We start from the raw sequence: 15,819 nt of genomic DNA on the forward strand, positions 1-15,819 counted from the left end.
CCCTTTTACTCGCTGGAGCCTTGCTATGAACACACTTAACCTGTTTCGCCCCGCGCTGATTGCCGCGGCCCTCGCCCTGGCGCTCCCTGCCGCTCAGGCCGCGGTGCCGAAAGATATGCTGGTCATTGGTAAAGCCGCCGACCCGCAAACCCTCGATCCAGCCGTGACCATCGATAATAACGACTGGACGGTGACCTACCCCTCTTATCAACGTCTGGTGCAGTACAAGCCGGGCTCAACGGAGATTGAAGGCGATCTTGCCAGCGGCTGGAAAGCATCCGAGGACCAGAAAACCTGGACCTTCACCCTGCAAGACAACGCCCGTTTCGCCGATGGCACCCCGGTCACCGCTGAGGCTGTCAAGGCCTCGTTTGAGCGCCTGCTGAAAATTGGTCAGGGACCGGCAGAGGCCTTCCCTAAAGATTTGCAGGTCGAAGCGGTGGATGCGCACACGGTGAAATTCATTCTGAACCAGCCGTTTGCGCCATTCCTCTATACGCTGGCCAACGATGGGGCCTCGATTATTAACCCGACGGTCCTGAAAGCTAACGCGGCGGATGATGCGCGCGGATATCTGGCGCAACACACGGCCGGATCCGGTCCCTTTATGTTGAAAAGCTGGCAGAAAGGCCAGCAGTTAATCCTGGTACCCAACCCGCACTGGCCGGGGAAAAAACCGGCGTTTAAGCGCGTATCGGTGAAGATCATCGGTGAGAGCGCATCTCGCCGTCTGCAGCTTTCGCGGGGTGACATCGATATCGCCGACGCCCTGCCGGTGGATCAGCTCACCGCCCTGAAGCAGGAGGGCAAAGTGACCGTGGCCGAGTACCCCTCCCTGCGAGTGACCTACCTCTACCTGAACAACAGCAAAGCGCCACTGAACCAGGTCGATCTGCGTCGGGCCATCTCCTGGTCTACCGATTATCAGGGGATGGTGAAAGGGATCCTGAGCGGCAACGGTAAGCAGATGCGCGGCCCCATTCCTGAGGGGATGTGGGGCTTTGACGCTACGGCCCAGCAGTACAGTCTGGACGAAGCCAAGGCCAAAGCGGCGCTGGAAAAGGTGAAAGAGAAACCGGCCAGCCTCACCTTCCTCTACTCAGATAACGATCCGAACTGGGAGCCGATCGCCCTCTCTACCCAGGCCAGCCTCGGTAAGCTCGGTATTAACGTCAAGCTGGAAAAACTGGCGAACGCCACCATGCGGGATCGCGTAGGCAAAGGCGATTACGACATGGCGATCGGTAACTGGAGTCCGGATTTCGCCGACCCGTACATGTTTATGAACTACTGGTTCGAATCGGACAAAAAAGGGCTACCGGGTAACCGCGCTTTCTATGAGAACAAAACGGTCGATTCGCTGCTGCAAAGTGCGCTGAAGACCACCGACCAGGCCGAACGGACCAAAGATTACCAGCAGGCGCAGAAGATCGTGATCGACGAAGCGGCCTACGTCTATCTGTTCCAGAAAAACTACCAGTTGGCGATGAACAAAGAGGTCAAAGGTTTCACCTTTAACCCGATGCTTGAGCAGGTGTTCAACATCGCCACGATGAGCAAATAAGCGTGAGCCGGCGCCGGGGGCCCGGCGCCGCAGGAGGGGCGTATGACATTCTGGAGCATTGTGCGGCAGCGCTGCTGGGGGCTTATCCTGGTCGTGGCTGGCGTCTGTATCATCACCTTTATTATTTCGCACATGATCCCCGGCGATCCGGCGCGTCTGCTGGCAGGCGACCGCGCCAGTGAGGAGATTGTGCAAAATATTCGGCTACAGCTGGGGCTCGACCAGCCGTTATATGTGCAATTTGGCCACTACGTGAATGTGCTGGCACACGGCGATCTGGGGACGTCGATACGCACTGGCCGCCCGGTGGCGGAGGAGCTGAAGGCGTTCTTCCCGGCGACCCTCGAACTGGCGTTTTGCGCCCTGTTGCTGGCGCTGCTCATTGGCGTGCCGCTCGGGATTTTGTCGGCTGTTTACCGTAACCGCTGGCTGGATCATCTGGTGCGCCTGATGGCCATCACCGGTATTTCGACCCCCGCTTTCTGGCTGGGTCTGGGGGTGATTGTTCTCTTTTACGGCCAGCTACAAATTCTGCCCGGCGGCGGCAGGCTTGACGACTGGCTGGATCCTCCTGCTCATTTCACCGGCTTCTACCTGATAGATGCGCTGATCGAAGGCAACGGCGAAGTCTTCTTTAATGCGCTTCAGCACCTGATTTTACCCGCCCTGACCCTGGCCTTTGTCCACCTGGGGATTGTGGCGCGGCAGATCCGATCGGCGATGCTGGAACAGTTGAGCGAGGATTACATTCGTACCGCCCGCGCCAGCGGTCTGCCGGGCTGGTACATCATTATGCGCTATGCCTTGCCGAACGCGATGATCCCGTCCATCACCGTGCTGGGGCTGGCGCTGGGCGACCTCCTCTATGGCGCGGTGCTGACCGAAACCGTCTTTGCCTGGCCGGGAATGGGTGCCTGGGTGGTGACCTCGATTCAGGCACTGGATTTTCCGGCAGTAATGGGCTTTGCAGTGGTGGTGTCGCTGGCCTACGTGATAGTCAATCTGGTGGTGGATCTGCTCTATCTGTGGATCGACCCCCGTATCGGGCGCGGAGGTGCTGAATGATGTTAAGCCAGGAAACGCCAGTGACCGTAAAGGCCACGCCGCCCCGCATCGACTGGGCAAAAATAATATGGCTGCTGCGCCAGAGTCCGCTGACGCTGGTGGGCGGGCTGATCATGCTCTTGATGCTGCTGTTAATGATCCTGTCACCCTGGATTGTCCCGCACGACCCGAATGCGCTCGATCTCACCGCGCGTTTACAGGCGCCGTCGGCAACCCACTGGTTTGGTACCGATGAGGTCGGACGCGATCTGTTTAGCCGGGTGCTGGTGGGTAGCCAACAATCCATCGCCGCAGGGCTGGCGGTGGTGGTAATAGCCGGTGGCATTGGCTCACTGCTGGGCTGTTTCTCCGGTGTCATCGGCGGACGTGGCGACGCCATCATTATGCGCGTCATGGACATTATGCTGTCGATCCCCTCGCTGGTCCTCACCATGGCGCTGGCCGCAGCCCTGGGGCCAAGCCTGTTCAATGCCATGCTGGCGATTGCGATCGTCCGTATTCCGTTTTATGTGCGCCTGGCGCGCGGTCAGACGCTGGTGGTACGCCAGTTCACCTATGTGCAGGCGGCGCGCACCTTTGGCGCGTCACGCTGGCATTTGATCAGCTGGCATATTCTGCGCAATGCCCTGCCGCCGCTTATTGTCCAGGCATCGCTGGATATCGGCAGCGCCATCCTGATGGCGGCCACGCTAGGATTCATCGGGCTGGGGGCTCAGCAGCCCACCGCTGAATGGGGGGCAATGGTGGCCGTTGGGCGCAACTATGTGCTCGATCAGTGGTGGTATTGCGCCTTTCCGGGTGCGGCCATTCTGATTACCGCCGTGGGTTTTAACCTGTTCGGCGACGGCATTCGTGACCTGCTTGATCCGAAATCGGGAGGAAAACAGTAATGGGAGACGCAGTCTTAGCCATCGACAATTTACACCTGAGCTTTCCTGTTTTTCGCGGTGAAGTGCATGCTCTGAACCGCGTCTCGCTGGAGGTTAAGCGCGGCGAAATCGTGGGGGTGGTAGGCGAATCGGGCTCCGGTAAATCGGTTACCGCCATGCTGGCAATGCGCCTGCTGCCCGAGGGGAGTTATCGCATTCACAGCGGTCAGGTGACGCTGCTCGGGGAGGACATGCTCACTGCCCACGAAAAACAGCTGCGCCAGTGGCGTGGCGCCCGGGTGGCGATGATTTTTCAGGAGCCGATGACCGCCCTTAACCCGACCCGGCGCATCGGCCGACAGATGATGGAGGTGATCCGCCAGCACCAGCCGCTCTCCCGCCGCGAGGCGCAGCAAAAGGCCATTTCGCTGCTGGAGGAGATGCAGATCCCCGATGCGGCGCGGGTGATGGATCGCTACCCGTTCGAACTCTCAGGGGGGATGCGCCAGCGGGTGATGATCGCCCTGGCCTTCTCCTGCGAGCCGGATCTGATTATCGCCGATGAACCCACCACCGCGCTGGATGTGACCGTCCAGCTGCAGGTGCTGCGGTTGCTGAAGCATAAAGCCCGCGCCAGCAGCACCTCAGTGCTGTTCATTAGCCACGATATGGCGGTCGTCTCGCAACTCTGCGATCGACTGTATGTCATGTATGCCGGAAGCGTGATCGAAACGGGGGCGACCGATGCCCTTATTGCCCATCCGGTGCATCCCTACTCTATCGGCCTGTTGCAGTGCGCCCCGGAAAATGGCGAACCGCGCGAAATGCTGCCGGCGATCCCCGGCACCGTACCCAACCTGACCCGTTTGCCCACGGGGTGCGCGTTTCGCGAACGCTGCTTCGCCGCCGGGGCACAATGTAGCCAGATACCGCCGCTCTCACCGCACGGTGCCACCGGCCAGCTCGCGGCCTGCTGGTATCCGCAACTGGAGACTCGTCATGTCTGAAGTATTACTTGAGCTTAATCGCGTGCATGTGAATTTTCCGGCGCGGAAAAACTGGCGGGGACGGGTGACAGAACAGGTTCATGCCCTGAACGGGCTCGATTTGCAGATAAAACGCGGTGAAACCCTGGGGGTGGTCGGGGAGTCGGGGTGCGGTAAAAGCACCCTTGCCCAACTGCTGATGGGCATGCTGAAGCCCAGCACCGGCGAATGCTGCCACCATGACCGCAGCGGGATGCAGATGGTGTTTCAGGATCCGCTCTCCTCCCTCGATCCGCGCCTGCCGGTCTGGCGGATCATCACGGAACCCGTGTGGATAAAAACGCGCAGTAACGAACGCGCCCGCCGCAGTCTGGCCGAAGCGCTGGCGCAACAGGTGGGGATTCGCCCCGAATATCTCGATCGTCTACCGCATGCCTTTTCTGGCGGGCAGCGCCAGCGAATCGCCATTGCCAGGACATTGTCATCGGACCCCGATATCATCGTGCTGGATGAGCCTACCAGCGCGCTGGATATTTCCGTGCAGGCACAGATTTTGAATCTGCTGGTCAATTTACAGCGTGAGCGGACGCTAACCTATGTGCTGATTTCCCATAATGTCTCGGTGGTCCGGCACATGAGTGACCGGGTGGCGGTGATGTATCTGGGGCAGATCGTTGAGCTGGGCGAGACACAGCAGGTACTGAATAGCCCGTCCCACCCTTACACCCAGCTGCTGCTGGACTCGGTACCGAAAACCGGCGCGCCGCTGGATGATGCCCTGGCATTACGAAAAACCGATCTGCCGGGCAATCGTCAGCTGCCGACGGGCTGCTATTTCCGCGACCGCTGTCCGTTGGCCACCGCAGGCTGCGAACAGCCGCAGGCGCTTGCCACGGTTTCGGGTGGCCGTGCGGTGCGCTGTTGGCGTAAGCTTGAGTAATGCGTTTATTACTTGTTTTGGCCTTTTTACCCTCCCTGCTCTGGGCGGCACCGCTGGTGCCGCCGCCGGGGTTTACCCGCCCCCTGCCGCACACCCTGGCCGGAAAGTGTGTCGATCTGCCTGCCCCCTGGACCGGGGCGCTGGATTTTCCCAGTAAATATGCAGGTTCAGACAGCGCGCGCGCCACCCTGAACCCTGCAGCGGAACGCGCGTTTCGCGCCCAGACCCAACCTATTGTCGACTTTGAACGCGGTATCTCGACCATGGTCTGGCGCTATAAACAGAGCGGCGATCCCGCCACGCTCAACTGTCTCCTGAAGGGTTACCGCGTATGGGCCCGCGCGGGCGCACTAACCTCAACCCAGACCAACCATACCGGGCGGGCAATGCGTAAATGGGCGCTGGCCACTCTCGCTACAGGCTGGCTGGCGCTACAACCGCAGCCTGAAGACGCGCAGGTTGCGCACTGGCTCGGGGAACTGGCGGACCTGGTGGTGGCAGACTGGGACGGTCTGGCGCTGCAAAAAACCAATAATCACAGCTATTGGGCGGCCTGGGCGGTGATGGCCACGGCGGTTGCGCTCGACCGTCAGGATCTCTACGACTGGTCAATAAAGGTGTTTCGCCTTGCCGCCGGGCAGATCGCCGCCGATGGGCAGCTACCCAACGAACAAAAACGCGGTGCACGCGCGCTGGCTTATCATAATTACGCCCTGCAACCGCTGGTGATGATCGCCAGCTTTGCTGCAGCGAACGGACAGGATCTACTGAAGGAGAATCATGGTGCCCTGGGGCGGCTGGCGGGATACGTTCTGAGCCAGAGAGAAACCGATCCGGTGTGGCTGGCGCCCTGGTGCAATCTGACCCGGTGTAACGCCACGACGCGCGCCCTGCGTGACGCCCGTCAACCGCTTGAAAGCCGCCGTCTCGGCGGCAATCTCACGCTTATTTATGCGCCCTAGATCTGCGCCATACCGCCATCGACAAACAGTTCGGTGGCATTGATAAAGCTGGCGGCATCGGAGGCCAGGAAAGCCACGGCTTTACCCACCTCTTCCGGTTCGCCAATGCGTTGCAGCGGGACCTGAGCGGCCAGCGCGTCGAACAACCCCTGGCGCTGCTCTTCCGGTACCAGATCGCCAAGTCCTGGGGTTTTAATCGGGCCTGGGCTTACCACGTTAATCCGCACACCGCGCCCCTGTAAATCCAGCGCCCAGGAACGGGCAAGATTACGTACCGCCGCCTTGCTGGCGCTGTAAACACTGAAATTAGCCGTTCCCATCACCGAGACCGTAGAGCCGGTCAGGATCACCGAAGACCCATTCGACAGCAGCGGCAGCGCCTTCTGTACGGTAAAGAGCACGCCGCGCACGTTAGTGGCGAAAATACGGTCGAAATGTTCTTCGGTAATTTCCCCCAGCGGCAACATGTCGCCGCCGCCCGCGTTGGCAAAGAGGATATCCAGCCGCCCGGCCTGTTCTGCGATCTGTCCATAAACCTTATCGAGGTCGGCAAGCTGCGATGCGTCTGCGCGGATGCCGGTGGCAGCATCGCCCAACGCGGTCAGCGCTTTCTCCAGCTCGGCTTCGCGACGACCGGTGATGTACACCTTCGCCCCCTGCGCAATTAACTCTTTGGCCGTTGCCAGACCGATGCCGCTGGTGCCGCCGGTGACGAGTGCGATTTTTCCAATCAGTGCGTTGTTCATGTGATTTACCTTGTGGTTGCGTTAGTAACTGTCTGTGGGGCTAATCTAACGCTTGCCGGATTAGAGAAAAATTAGCAAAAATGGAAATAACTCTTTCTGTGTGTGCATAATCGAGGGCTGGCGGTGGATCAATTATTGGCAATGCGCGCTTTTGCGCGAGTGGTAGAGAGCGGGAGTTTTACCCGGGCGGCAGACTCGTTGAATATGCCGAATGCGACCCTCAGCAAACTGGTGAAATCGCTGGAAGCGCATCTGGGCGTACAGCTATTACAGCGCACCACCCGTCGGGTAAACGCTACGCCTGAAGGACGCGAGTATTACGAGAAAGCCTCACGAGTGCTAATTGATATTGAAGATATCGACACCGCCTTTAATACAGCAAAACAGCAGCCTCAGGGGCAACTGCGCATCGACGTGGGTGGCTCAACGGCGCGGGATGTGCTCATCCCTGCGCTGCCAGATTTTATGCGCCAGTATCCCGGCATCCGTCTGGAGCTTGGCGTGGCCGACCGGCCGGTTGATTTGATCCGCGGCAGCGTGGATTGCGTGATCCGCGGCGGTGCGCTGGAAGACTCGTCACTGATTGCGCGGCATATCGGTAATGCGGAGATGGTGACCTGCGCCACGCCCGCCTATCTGAAGCACCACGGCACCCCCGCCTATCCCGAAGAGCTACGCAATGGCCACCGGCTGGTGAGCTATCTCTCCCCGGTCACTGGCCGTCCTTTTCCCTTTCGTTTTACCGACGAGGATGAGGTGCGGGAAATGGTGATGCCCCATGCCATCGGCATCAATGAGAGCAACGCTCACCTGGCCGCGGCGGTGGCAGGTATGGGTATTGTGCAAACTTTTCGCTATTCGGCTGGTGAATTGATACGGGAAGGGAAACTGGTTGAGATTTTGGTGAAATGGCGGCCGCCGCGGTATCCGTTTTATGTGGTCTATCCACAAAACCGGCATGTGACGCATCGGTTGCGGGTATTTATCGACTGGCTGACGGCAATCTTCCCCGAGGGATTGAATGGTCCGGGGCGTTGATGGATAGCCGGGCGCGCGGCCCGGCCAGACCATTAATTCAGTTTATAGTCCAGGGTGATCTCAGCATTCAGCACCTGCGACACCGGGCAACCGGCTTTGGCCTTCTGAATAATGCCGTCGAACTGCTGTGGATCAATGCCAGGCACCGTCACTTTACTCTCCAGGGCAATTTTGCTGATGGCAAAACCGCTGTCCGTTTTATCCAGTGACACTACCGCTTTGGTATCAATGGAATCGGCTGTGTAACCCGCTTCGCCCAACATCAGCGAAAGCGCCATTGAGAAACAGGCTGCATGCGCCGCGCCGATCAGTTCTTCCGGGTTGGTACCGGCCGCCCCTTCAAAGCGAGTATTGAAGCCGTAGGGCTGCTGGTTGAGCACGCCGCTTTCGGTAGAAACCGTCCCTTTACCGCGTTTGATGTCACCAGACCAGTGTGCCGAACCGTGTTTATGAATCGTCATGCTTGTTCTCCTTTTGACATACAAAGGGTTAAGTATAGACCACCCTTTTTGCCTGACCCGAAACACGGATAATTCTTGTTAATTGCGCAGATGTTGTTCAACTGCGTCAAGGAAAAGGCGCAGCGCGGCGGGCTGGTATTCGCGTGACTGATAGATACCGAAAATAGACAAGGGCTTAGGCGTGAGTTCGGGCAATACCGGCACCAGTTTACCCTGCGCCAGCGCAGCCTGCGCCTCCTGCTCGGGCAGCATGGCAATTCCGCAGTGGGCTACCGCAGCAGCCAGTAAGAGCGATGAGATACTGGCGCTGAGATTACCCCCGACGGCTACGCTCAGCCCCTCCCCCTCCGGGGTGATAAATTGCCAGGACTGCCCGGCAAAAAAGCTGTAATGCAGACAGTTATGCTGAGCTAATGCCTGCGGGTGCTGCGGTGTGCCATGGGTAGCCAGATAGTGCGGCGAGGCGCAGAGCACTGACCTACAGCGCCCCAGCTTACGGGCAATCATGCCCGGCTCCGGGTTATCCGTGATGCGAATAGCGACATCAATCCGTTCACCCACCAGGCTGACCGGGTGATTATTCACATCCAGCTCGACGCGCACCTGCGGGTAGCGCGCCAGAAAATCAGGCAAAATGGGGGCAAGCATATGGAGGGCGGTAAAATGGGCGCAGGCGACGCGTAACGTACCGGAGGGCAGATCGCGGGGTGCATGGCCCTCGATCTCGTGCGACAGCTGCGCCAGCGTACGGGTTTTCTGCAGCACGTTCTCCCCAGCCGCCGTCAGCGTGAGCTTGCGGGTCGAACGGTTCACCAGACGGGTTCCGGCCCACTTCTCCATCTGTTCCAGATAGCGGCTCACCATCGGGCGTGAAATGCCCAGCGCACGGGCTGCCGCGCTCAGGCTCCCCAGTTCACATATGCGGTTATAGACCTGAGCGGCAATGACGCGATCCATGAAAACTCCATTTGTTCGATTTATGAAACTAAGCATGTCTTGTTTCAGTAATTCTGGCAAATGCGCTGAGGGGTACAATAGCGGCTTTGTTGCTAACCGAGACCCGAAGATGAAGCTTACCCACCTTGCCGTACTGTGCACCCTTATCACCCCCGCCGCCTTTGCGGCCCCATTGACCGTAGAGAGCTATAACCCGCAGGAGAACGCGATTTTTGCCGTCTCCTCAACGCTGGTTTATGGCGCGAAAGAGGCGGTCCTTTTTGATGCGCAGTTCAGCGTGAAAGATGGTGAAGCGCTGGTCGAGAAAATTCGTCGCAGCGGCAGGAAGCTGAACAAAATTGTGATCACCTCCGGCGACCCGGATTTCTACTTTGGTCTGCAGCCGCTGGTCAAGGCCTTCCCGGAGGCCAAAATCCTGGCAACCCGGCAGGTAGTGGATCACATTAACGCCACCAAAGAGGCGAAACTGCAATTCTGGGGACCGCAGATGAAAGACGGTGCGCCGACTACTCTGTACGTGCCGCAGGTGCTGGCCTCCACAACTTTTATGATCGACGGCGAAAAAGTGTCGATAGAGCATGCTGACGATTACGCGGCTTACGTCTGGATCCCGTCCGCGAAAACCATCCTGGGGGGAACCGGCGTTTCCTGGGGCATCCACGTCTGGACGGCGGATACGCAAACCAAAGAATCCCGCCAGCAGTGGCAACAGACGCTGGCGGCGATGGCGGCCCATCAGCCAGAGCGGGTCATTCCGGGGCATTACCTCGGTACGCCGCCTGCAGGAGCGGAGGCGATTCGTTTTACTCAGCATTATCTTGCCCAGTTTGAAACTGCCCTGGCGCAGCATAAAACATCGGCGGATGTGATTAACACCATGAAAAAAGCCTATCCTGACCTGGCTGAAGTTAGCTCGCTTGAGTTAAGCGCCAAAGTGAATACCGGCGAAATGAAGTGGTAATAAGCTAACCTCCTCCTGCTATAGTGAATAATTCGTATAGCAGGAGGAATGATGCAAACGACAGTAAGAGGTATTGACCACATAGGTATTACGGTGCCTGATATTGAACAAGCCACGTTATTTTTAGAACAGGCACTGGACGCGCGCGTTTTATATCGCTCTGTCGAACCCGGCAGCGAGAATATTGACCCTGAGGCGCAGCAGCATACGTTGAGATTATTCCCCGGCACGGAAATACGCGCCATCCGCATGCTGGCGTTGCCGCACGGCCCCGGTATCGAACTCTTTGAAATGCACGGCCCACACCAACAGTCCCCCGCCCGCCCCAGCGATTTTGGCCTGCAGCACTTTGCTGTCTATGTCGATGATTTTTCGCAGGCAATCAGCCGTTTTACCGCAGCCGGCGGCGAGATATTTACCGAACCAAAAGCGCTCTCTTTTCCCGCTGAAAAAGGAGAAGGTAATGCGTTTTGTTATGGTAAAACCCCATGGGGGAGCGTGATTGAATTGATCTCGTGGCCTTCGCCAATGCCTTATGAAAAATATACGAAACTGCGTCGCTGGAAGCCATAATATATTCTTCAAATACAGTTTGATGATATTTTTATTTCCAGGGCGAATCTTAAACACAGCGGTAAAAATATTTGTCATTCTGAATGCGTATTATGTTTTTGCGAGCCGTACCATTAAACAGAGAACGACACGGAGGCAACATGTTTAATTATTATTCTGCGACCAACTCTTCCGCACAGCCGGAACTGGTAAATGCCATTGCACAGGGTTTACGTGCCGAAATGGGTGCTGTCACCGAAGATGACATTTTGATGGAGCTGACCAAATGGGTCGAAGCGTCAGACAATGACATCCTCAGTGATATCTACCAGCAGACCATTAACTACGTGGTTAGCGGTCAGCACGCAGCTTTATAAAAGCCTGCTAAGCTCAATGGGCAACCTTCAGGGTTATATTTCGTTTGCGTAAGCAGACTGGTCCTTAAAACTATCAACAGGATTGAGGAGTTAAGATGAAATCGAACCGTCAGGCACGTCACATTCTGGGGCTGAACTACAAACTCTCTAACCAGAGAAAAGTGGTGATTGAAAACAATCAGGAGTCAGTTACCACCCATGCGACCGGCAGAAAGCGCCACGCAGATAAATAAAGCACACACTGTGATGCGAAACGCCATCGATTTTATCGGTGGCGTTTTTGTTTCCAGAGTGCGGAAATTAATATTCACCTCATTTATACTACCCCCCACCGCAGCCCTGAAGCCAGGCCATCGATGCTGAAAAACGACAATGCCAGGGACCGGATATTCAAAAATTAAGTGAGTGACATGGACAACAAACTGAAAAAACATCGTTCCCTTTACATCCCCTATGCCGGCCCTGTCCTGCTGGAGTTCCCGCTTCTGAACAAGGGCAGCGCCTTTAGCCTGGAAGAGCGCAGCAACTTCAACCTGCTCGGCCTGTTGCCCGAAGTGGTAGAAACCATTGAAGAACAGGCGGAACGCGCCTGGATCCAGTACCAGGGCTTCAAGACTGAAATTGATAAACACATCTACCTGCGCAATATTCAGGACACCAACGAAACCCTCTTCTATCGCCTGGTACAAAACCACCTCGAAGAGATGATGCCGGTCATCTACACCCCGACCGTTGGCGCCGCCTGCGAACGTTTCTCTGAAATTTATCGTCGTTCCCGCGGGGTGTTCATCTCTTACCAGAATCGTCACAACATGGACGATATTCTGCAGAACGTGCCGAATCACAACATTAAAGTCATTGTGGTCACCGACGGGGAGCGCATCCTCGGCCTGGGGGATCAGGGCATTGGCGGAATGGGGATCCCTATCGGCAAGCTGTCGCTCTACACCGCCTGTGGCGGCATCAGCCCGGCGTATACCCTGCCGGTAGTTCTGGATGTGGGCACCAATAATCCGCAGCTGCTCAACGACCCACTCTATATGGGCTGGCGTCACCCGCGTATTACCGATGAAGAGTATTATCAGTTTGTGGACGACTTCATCCAGGCGGTTAAACATCGCTGGCCGGACGTGCTGTTGCAGTTCGAAGATTTTGCCCAGAAGAACGCCATGCCGCTGCTTAACCGCTATCGCGATGAGATCTGCTCTTTCAACGATGACATCCAGGGAACCGCTGCCGTCACGGTGGGTACCCTGATCGCCGCCAGCCGTGCGGCAGGCAGTCAGCTGAGTTACCAGAAAATCGTCTTCCTGGGCGCGGGCTCTGCCGGGTGTGGTATCGCCGAGCAGATTATTGCCCAGACCCAGCGGGAAGGATTAAGCGAAGAGCTGGCCCGTTCACGCGTCTTTATGGTGGATCGGTTTGGTCTGCTGACCGACGCGATGCCAAATCTGCTGCCGTTCCAGAGCAAACTGGTGCAGAAGCGCGACAACCTCAAAAACTGGGATACCGACAACGAAGTCCTCTCCCTGCTTGACGTGGTGCGTAATGTTAAGCCGGATATCCTGATTGGCGTCTCTGGCCAGACGGGTCTCTTCACCGAAGAGATCATCCGCGAGATGCACAAATATTGCGCTCGCCCGATCGTGATGCCGCTCTCTAACCCTACATCTCGTGTGGAAGCGACGCCGCAGGACATTATCGCCTGGACCGAAGGGAACGCGCTGGTCGCGACCGGCAGCCCGTTTGCGCCAGTGGTGTGGAAGGATAAAACCTACCCGATTGCCCAGTGCAATAACTCTTACATTTTCCCGGGTATCGGCCTTGGGGTCATTGCCTCTGGTGCTTCGCGCATTACTGACGAGATGCTGATGTCAGCCAGTGAAACCCTGGCCAAGCACTCTCCTCTGGTCAATAACGGAGAGGGGCTGGTCCTGCCTGAGCTGAAGGATATCCATGTGGTCTCCCGCGCAATTGCGTTTGCCGTGGGCAAGATGGCGCAACAGCAAGGCGTGGCGGTGAAGACCTCCGCCGATGCGTTGCAGCAGGCGATTGATGATAATTTCTGGATGCCGGAGTACCGGAGTTATCGTCGTACATCGATTTAAGATCGTAACGGTAACGTCGGTTGTCATGCCAGTCAGTTAAGCAATCCGGCGTTGCTAAGACAGTAGAGTGGAAAGGTTCCGTTCACTAAGGCATCTCTGCATTATGCCGCTTCCTCTGCGGTGAACGGAACAATTCCACCGTGCTTAACCGATCGGCAATGACAACCTCGGTTGCCGTTTTTTTTGCTGACGCTCTGTGCCTTACCCGTTACTTTGCCCTTTCACCGCTAGCCAAAACGCTTCCGTCCCGCTACACTCCCTTCACCCATTAATCTAATGAATATATAAGGAGGCTAATTATGCTGTACTGTGAAATCTTTCTGTTTTCACGTACTTATGGTGATCGCACCTGCTCAAGCGTTATCGATATCGTGCTGCGATAACTTCGGCTTGAGCGAAGATACCATTCACTAAACCCTTCTCTCGGGCTTACCGGGTTATCGTCAGCGTTGTTTGACGAGGCATTTTCATGCCTGTAACTCTTGAGTAAGCAAATGAGCACATTACTAACTGCACAATCCCTTCGTGTTGATACGGCGTTTGGCACGCTTTTCGACAACCTCTCCTTTACGCTGAAAAAAGGCGACCGCATTGGTCTGTTGGGCGATAACGGCTGCGGGAAAAGTACCCTTCTGAAGATCCTCGACGGCACCGACTCCCCTCTTACGGGCACGGTGACGCTGGCCGGACACTGCCTGATGGCGCGTGTGGAACAGCACCTTCCGGAGGCGCTCTATCCGTTGTCGTTGCTGGACGCGGTGCTGGCACAACTCCCTGCACCCGAGCGTGACAGCCTGCGCTGGCGGGCAGAAACGTTACTTGCCGGCATGGGTTTTGCCAGTCAGGATCTGGCGTTAACGTCAGCGACGCTCAGCGGCGGGCAGCATACCCGTCTGCTGCTGGCGCGAGCGCTGATTCGCGAGCCCGATCTCTTGCTGCTGGATGAACCCAGTAACCACCTCGATCTGCCTACGCTGCTCTGGCTGGAGACGTTTTTACAGCGCTGGACGGGGAGCTTTGTGCTGGTCTCGCATGACAGACAACTGCTGGATGCGGTGACCAACGGCAGCTGGATCCTGCGCGACCAGCGCCTGCACTACTTCGCCCTTCCCTGCACCCAGGCGCGCCGCGCACTCTCTGAGCGGGACGAAAGCGATGCACTTCGCCACAAAGCCGAGCAAAAAGAGATTGACCGGATCGCCGCCAGCGCCAAACGGCTGGCAACCTGGGGCAAGGTCTATGACAACGAAGATCTCTCCCGCAAAGCGAAGCAGATGGAACGTCAGGTCGAACGGCTTAAAGAGAGTCAGACCGATCTGACGGCAGGCTCACCCTGGACGTTAACCCTGCGTGGCGACGCCCTGCGTGCTGACCGTCTTCTGGAGATGACATCTCTTGCGGTGCCGCCCGCGCCGGGCCTGAGCCCGCTCTTTACGCTGGATAGCGCCCGGCTAAAAAGCGGCGACCGGGTAGCCATAGTCGGGCGTAACGGCTGTGGGAAATCATCGCTGATGAGGCTTATCTGGCAGCAATTTATCGCCGGGCAAGCCGCTGAGGCACTGAATATCCACCCGCGGGTTACGCTCGGTTATTACGACCAGACCCTGCATCAACTGCCGGATGACGCCAGCCTGCTGGAAGCACTGGCGCCTTTCGCTGCCGATCCTCAGCGTCGCAAAATGGCCCTGATTAGCGCTGGCTTCCCGTGGGTACGGCACGGTCAGGCCGTGAGTACCCTGAGCGGCGGCGAGCGTTCGCGGCTACTGTTCGTTGGGCTGACGCTGGCGCGATTTAGTTTGCTGATGCTGGACGAACCGACCAACCACCTGGACATGGAAGGCAAAGAGGCGCTGGCCTGGACCCTCGAGCAGTTCGAGGGCGGCGTACTGCTGGTGAGCCACGATCGTCAGTTAATACGCCAGAGCTGTAATCGCTTCTGGCTCATTGAGGACGGTAAGCTTAGCGAGTGGCATGATGCTGACGCGGTGTTTGAGCGTCTGCGCCATAGCGTCCAACTTCCGGCGGTAGCTGACGACTCACTTGACGTTCAACACGAGGAAAACGAGGATCTGCTGGAACGGCTGATTGCGCTGGAGACACTGCTTGCAGAAGATCTGGCGCGCAAGCCTAAACATCAGAAACCCCTGCTGCAGGCGCAGTGGCGTGAGGCCATCGACAGGCTAACGGCACAGCTATAAACCACAGCCCGGCGGCCTTGCGCCGCCGGGCTGCA

At 57.4% G+C, this 15,819-nt stretch carries 16 protein-coding genes; 13 read left to right on the forward strand and 3 right to left on the reverse strand.

Annotation, left to right across the window (positions count from 1 at the left end; translation table 11 throughout):
• The first annotated feature begins 25 nt into the window (after positions 1-25).
• The 6 genes from B3B59_RS10715 to B3B59_RS10740 are packed head-to-tail and all read left to right on the forward strand — an operon-like array spanning position 26 to position 6,386.
• The gene (locus B3B59_RS10715) at positions 26-1,564 is read left to right on the forward strand and encodes an ABC transporter substrate-binding protein (protein ID WP_286808968.1); all 1,539 of its coding nucleotides are present in this window, start codon (positions 26-28) and stop codon (positions 1,562-1,564) included.
• Between the two features lie 42 nt (positions 1,565-1,606).
• On the forward strand, positions 1,607-2,629 hold the full coding sequence (locus B3B59_RS10720) for an ABC transporter permease (RefSeq protein ID WP_286808969.1): 1,023 nt from the start codon (positions 1,607-1,609) through the stop codon (positions 2,627-2,629).
• Positions 2,626-3,519, forward strand: coding sequence for a D,D-dipeptide ABC transporter permease (gene ddpC, locus B3B59_RS10725; protein ID WP_233802386.1), 894 nt, complete (start codon positions 2,626-2,628; stop codon positions 3,517-3,519). Before B3B59_RS10720 ends, ddpC begins: the two co-directional genes overlap by 4 nt.
• Positions 3,519-4,505, forward strand: a complete 987-nt coding sequence (locus B3B59_RS10730) for an ABC transporter ATP-binding protein (RefSeq protein WP_286808971.1) — start codon at positions 3,519-3,521, stop codon at positions 4,503-4,505. The genes ddpC and B3B59_RS10730 overlap by 1 nt, the downstream gene beginning before the upstream one ends.
• Complete coding sequence (locus B3B59_RS10735) at positions 4,498-5,424, forward strand: oligopeptide/dipeptide ABC transporter ATP-binding protein (protein ID WP_286808972.1); 927 nt, start codon at positions 4,498-4,500, stop codon at positions 5,422-5,424. Before B3B59_RS10730 ends, B3B59_RS10735 begins: the two co-directional genes overlap by 8 nt.
• Positions 5,424-6,386 carry a mannuronate-specific alginate lyase gene (locus tag B3B59_RS10740; RefSeq protein ID WP_046885437.1) on the forward strand — a complete coding sequence of 321 codons (963 nt, stop codon included), beginning with the start codon at positions 5,424-5,426 and terminating at the stop codon, positions 6,384-6,386. The genes B3B59_RS10735 and B3B59_RS10740 overlap by 1 nt, the downstream gene beginning before the upstream one ends.
• Here B3B59_RS10740 and B3B59_RS10745 read toward each other — a convergent pair.
• A complete protein-coding gene (locus tag B3B59_RS10745) occupies positions 6,383-7,132 on the reverse strand; it encodes an SDR family oxidoreductase (RefSeq protein ID WP_286808973.1) in 750 nt (249 codons plus the stop codon). The genes B3B59_RS10740 and B3B59_RS10745 overlap by 4 nt on opposite strands.
• A 123-nt stretch (positions 7,133-7,255) precedes the next feature.
• Between B3B59_RS10745 and B3B59_RS10750 the strand changes: the two genes are divergently transcribed.
• Entirely contained in the window at positions 7,256-8,170 is a 915-nt protein-coding gene (locus B3B59_RS10750; RefSeq protein ID WP_046885478.1) for a LysR family transcriptional regulator, read from the forward strand.
• Between the two features lie 32 nt (positions 8,171-8,202).
• On the opposite strand, the gene B3B59_RS10755 is transcribed toward B3B59_RS10750, so the two are convergent.
• Complete coding sequence (locus tag B3B59_RS10755; RefSeq protein ID WP_040075664.1) at positions 8,203-8,631, reverse strand: OsmC family protein; 429 nt, start codon at positions 8,629-8,631, stop codon at positions 8,203-8,205.
• Between the two features lie 78 nt (positions 8,632-8,709).
• Positions 8,710-9,588, reverse strand: coding sequence for a LysR family transcriptional regulator (locus tag B3B59_RS10760; RefSeq protein WP_286808975.1), 879 nt, complete (start codon positions 9,586-9,588; stop codon positions 8,710-8,712).
• Between the two features lie 109 nt (positions 9,589-9,697).
• Between B3B59_RS10760 and B3B59_RS10765 the strand changes: the two genes are divergently transcribed.
• The 6 genes from B3B59_RS10765 to B3B59_RS10790 all read left to right on the forward strand — a co-directional run bounded on the left by B3B59_RS10765 (position 9,698) and on the right by B3B59_RS10790 (position 15,784).
• A complete protein-coding gene (locus tag B3B59_RS10765; protein ID WP_286808976.1) occupies positions 9,698-10,549 on the forward strand; it encodes a Vmh family MBL fold metallo-hydrolase in 852 nt (283 codons plus the stop codon).
• 51 nt (positions 10,550-10,600) lie between these two features.
• A complete protein-coding gene (locus B3B59_RS10770; RefSeq protein WP_040075661.1) occupies positions 10,601-11,122 on the forward strand; it encodes a VOC family protein in 522 nt (173 codons plus the stop codon).
• A gap of 140 nt (positions 11,123-11,262) precedes the next feature.
• The gene (gene bdm / locus B3B59_RS10775) at positions 11,263-11,478 is read left to right on the forward strand and encodes a biofilm-dependent modulation protein (RefSeq protein ID WP_040075660.1); all 216 of its coding nucleotides are present in this window, start codon (positions 11,263-11,265) and stop codon (positions 11,476-11,478) included.
• Positions 11,479-11,573: 95 nt separating this feature from the next.
• On the forward strand, positions 11,574-11,711 hold the full coding sequence (gene sra, locus B3B59_RS10780) for a stationary-phase-induced ribosome-associated protein (RefSeq protein ID WP_040075659.1): 138 nt from the start codon (positions 11,574-11,576) through the stop codon (positions 11,709-11,711).
• 177 nt (positions 11,712-11,888) lie between these two features.
• Positions 11,889-13,586, forward strand: a complete 1,698-nt coding sequence (locus B3B59_RS10785; protein WP_040075658.1) for an NAD-dependent malic enzyme — start codon at positions 11,889-11,891, stop codon at positions 13,584-13,586.
• A gap of 494 nt (positions 13,587-14,080) precedes the next feature.
• Positions 14,081-15,784, forward strand: a complete 1,704-nt coding sequence (locus B3B59_RS10790) for an ABC-F family ATP-binding cassette domain-containing protein (protein ID WP_233802376.1) — start codon at positions 14,081-14,083, stop codon at positions 15,782-15,784.
• Positions 15,785-15,819: the final 35 nt, after the last annotated feature.

The sequence above is a fragment of the Leclercia sp. UBA2479 genome (assembly GCF_002341985.1).
Classification (GTDB): domain Bacteria; phylum Pseudomonadota; class Gammaproteobacteria; order Enterobacterales; family Enterobacteriaceae; genus Enterobacter; species Enterobacter pneumoniae.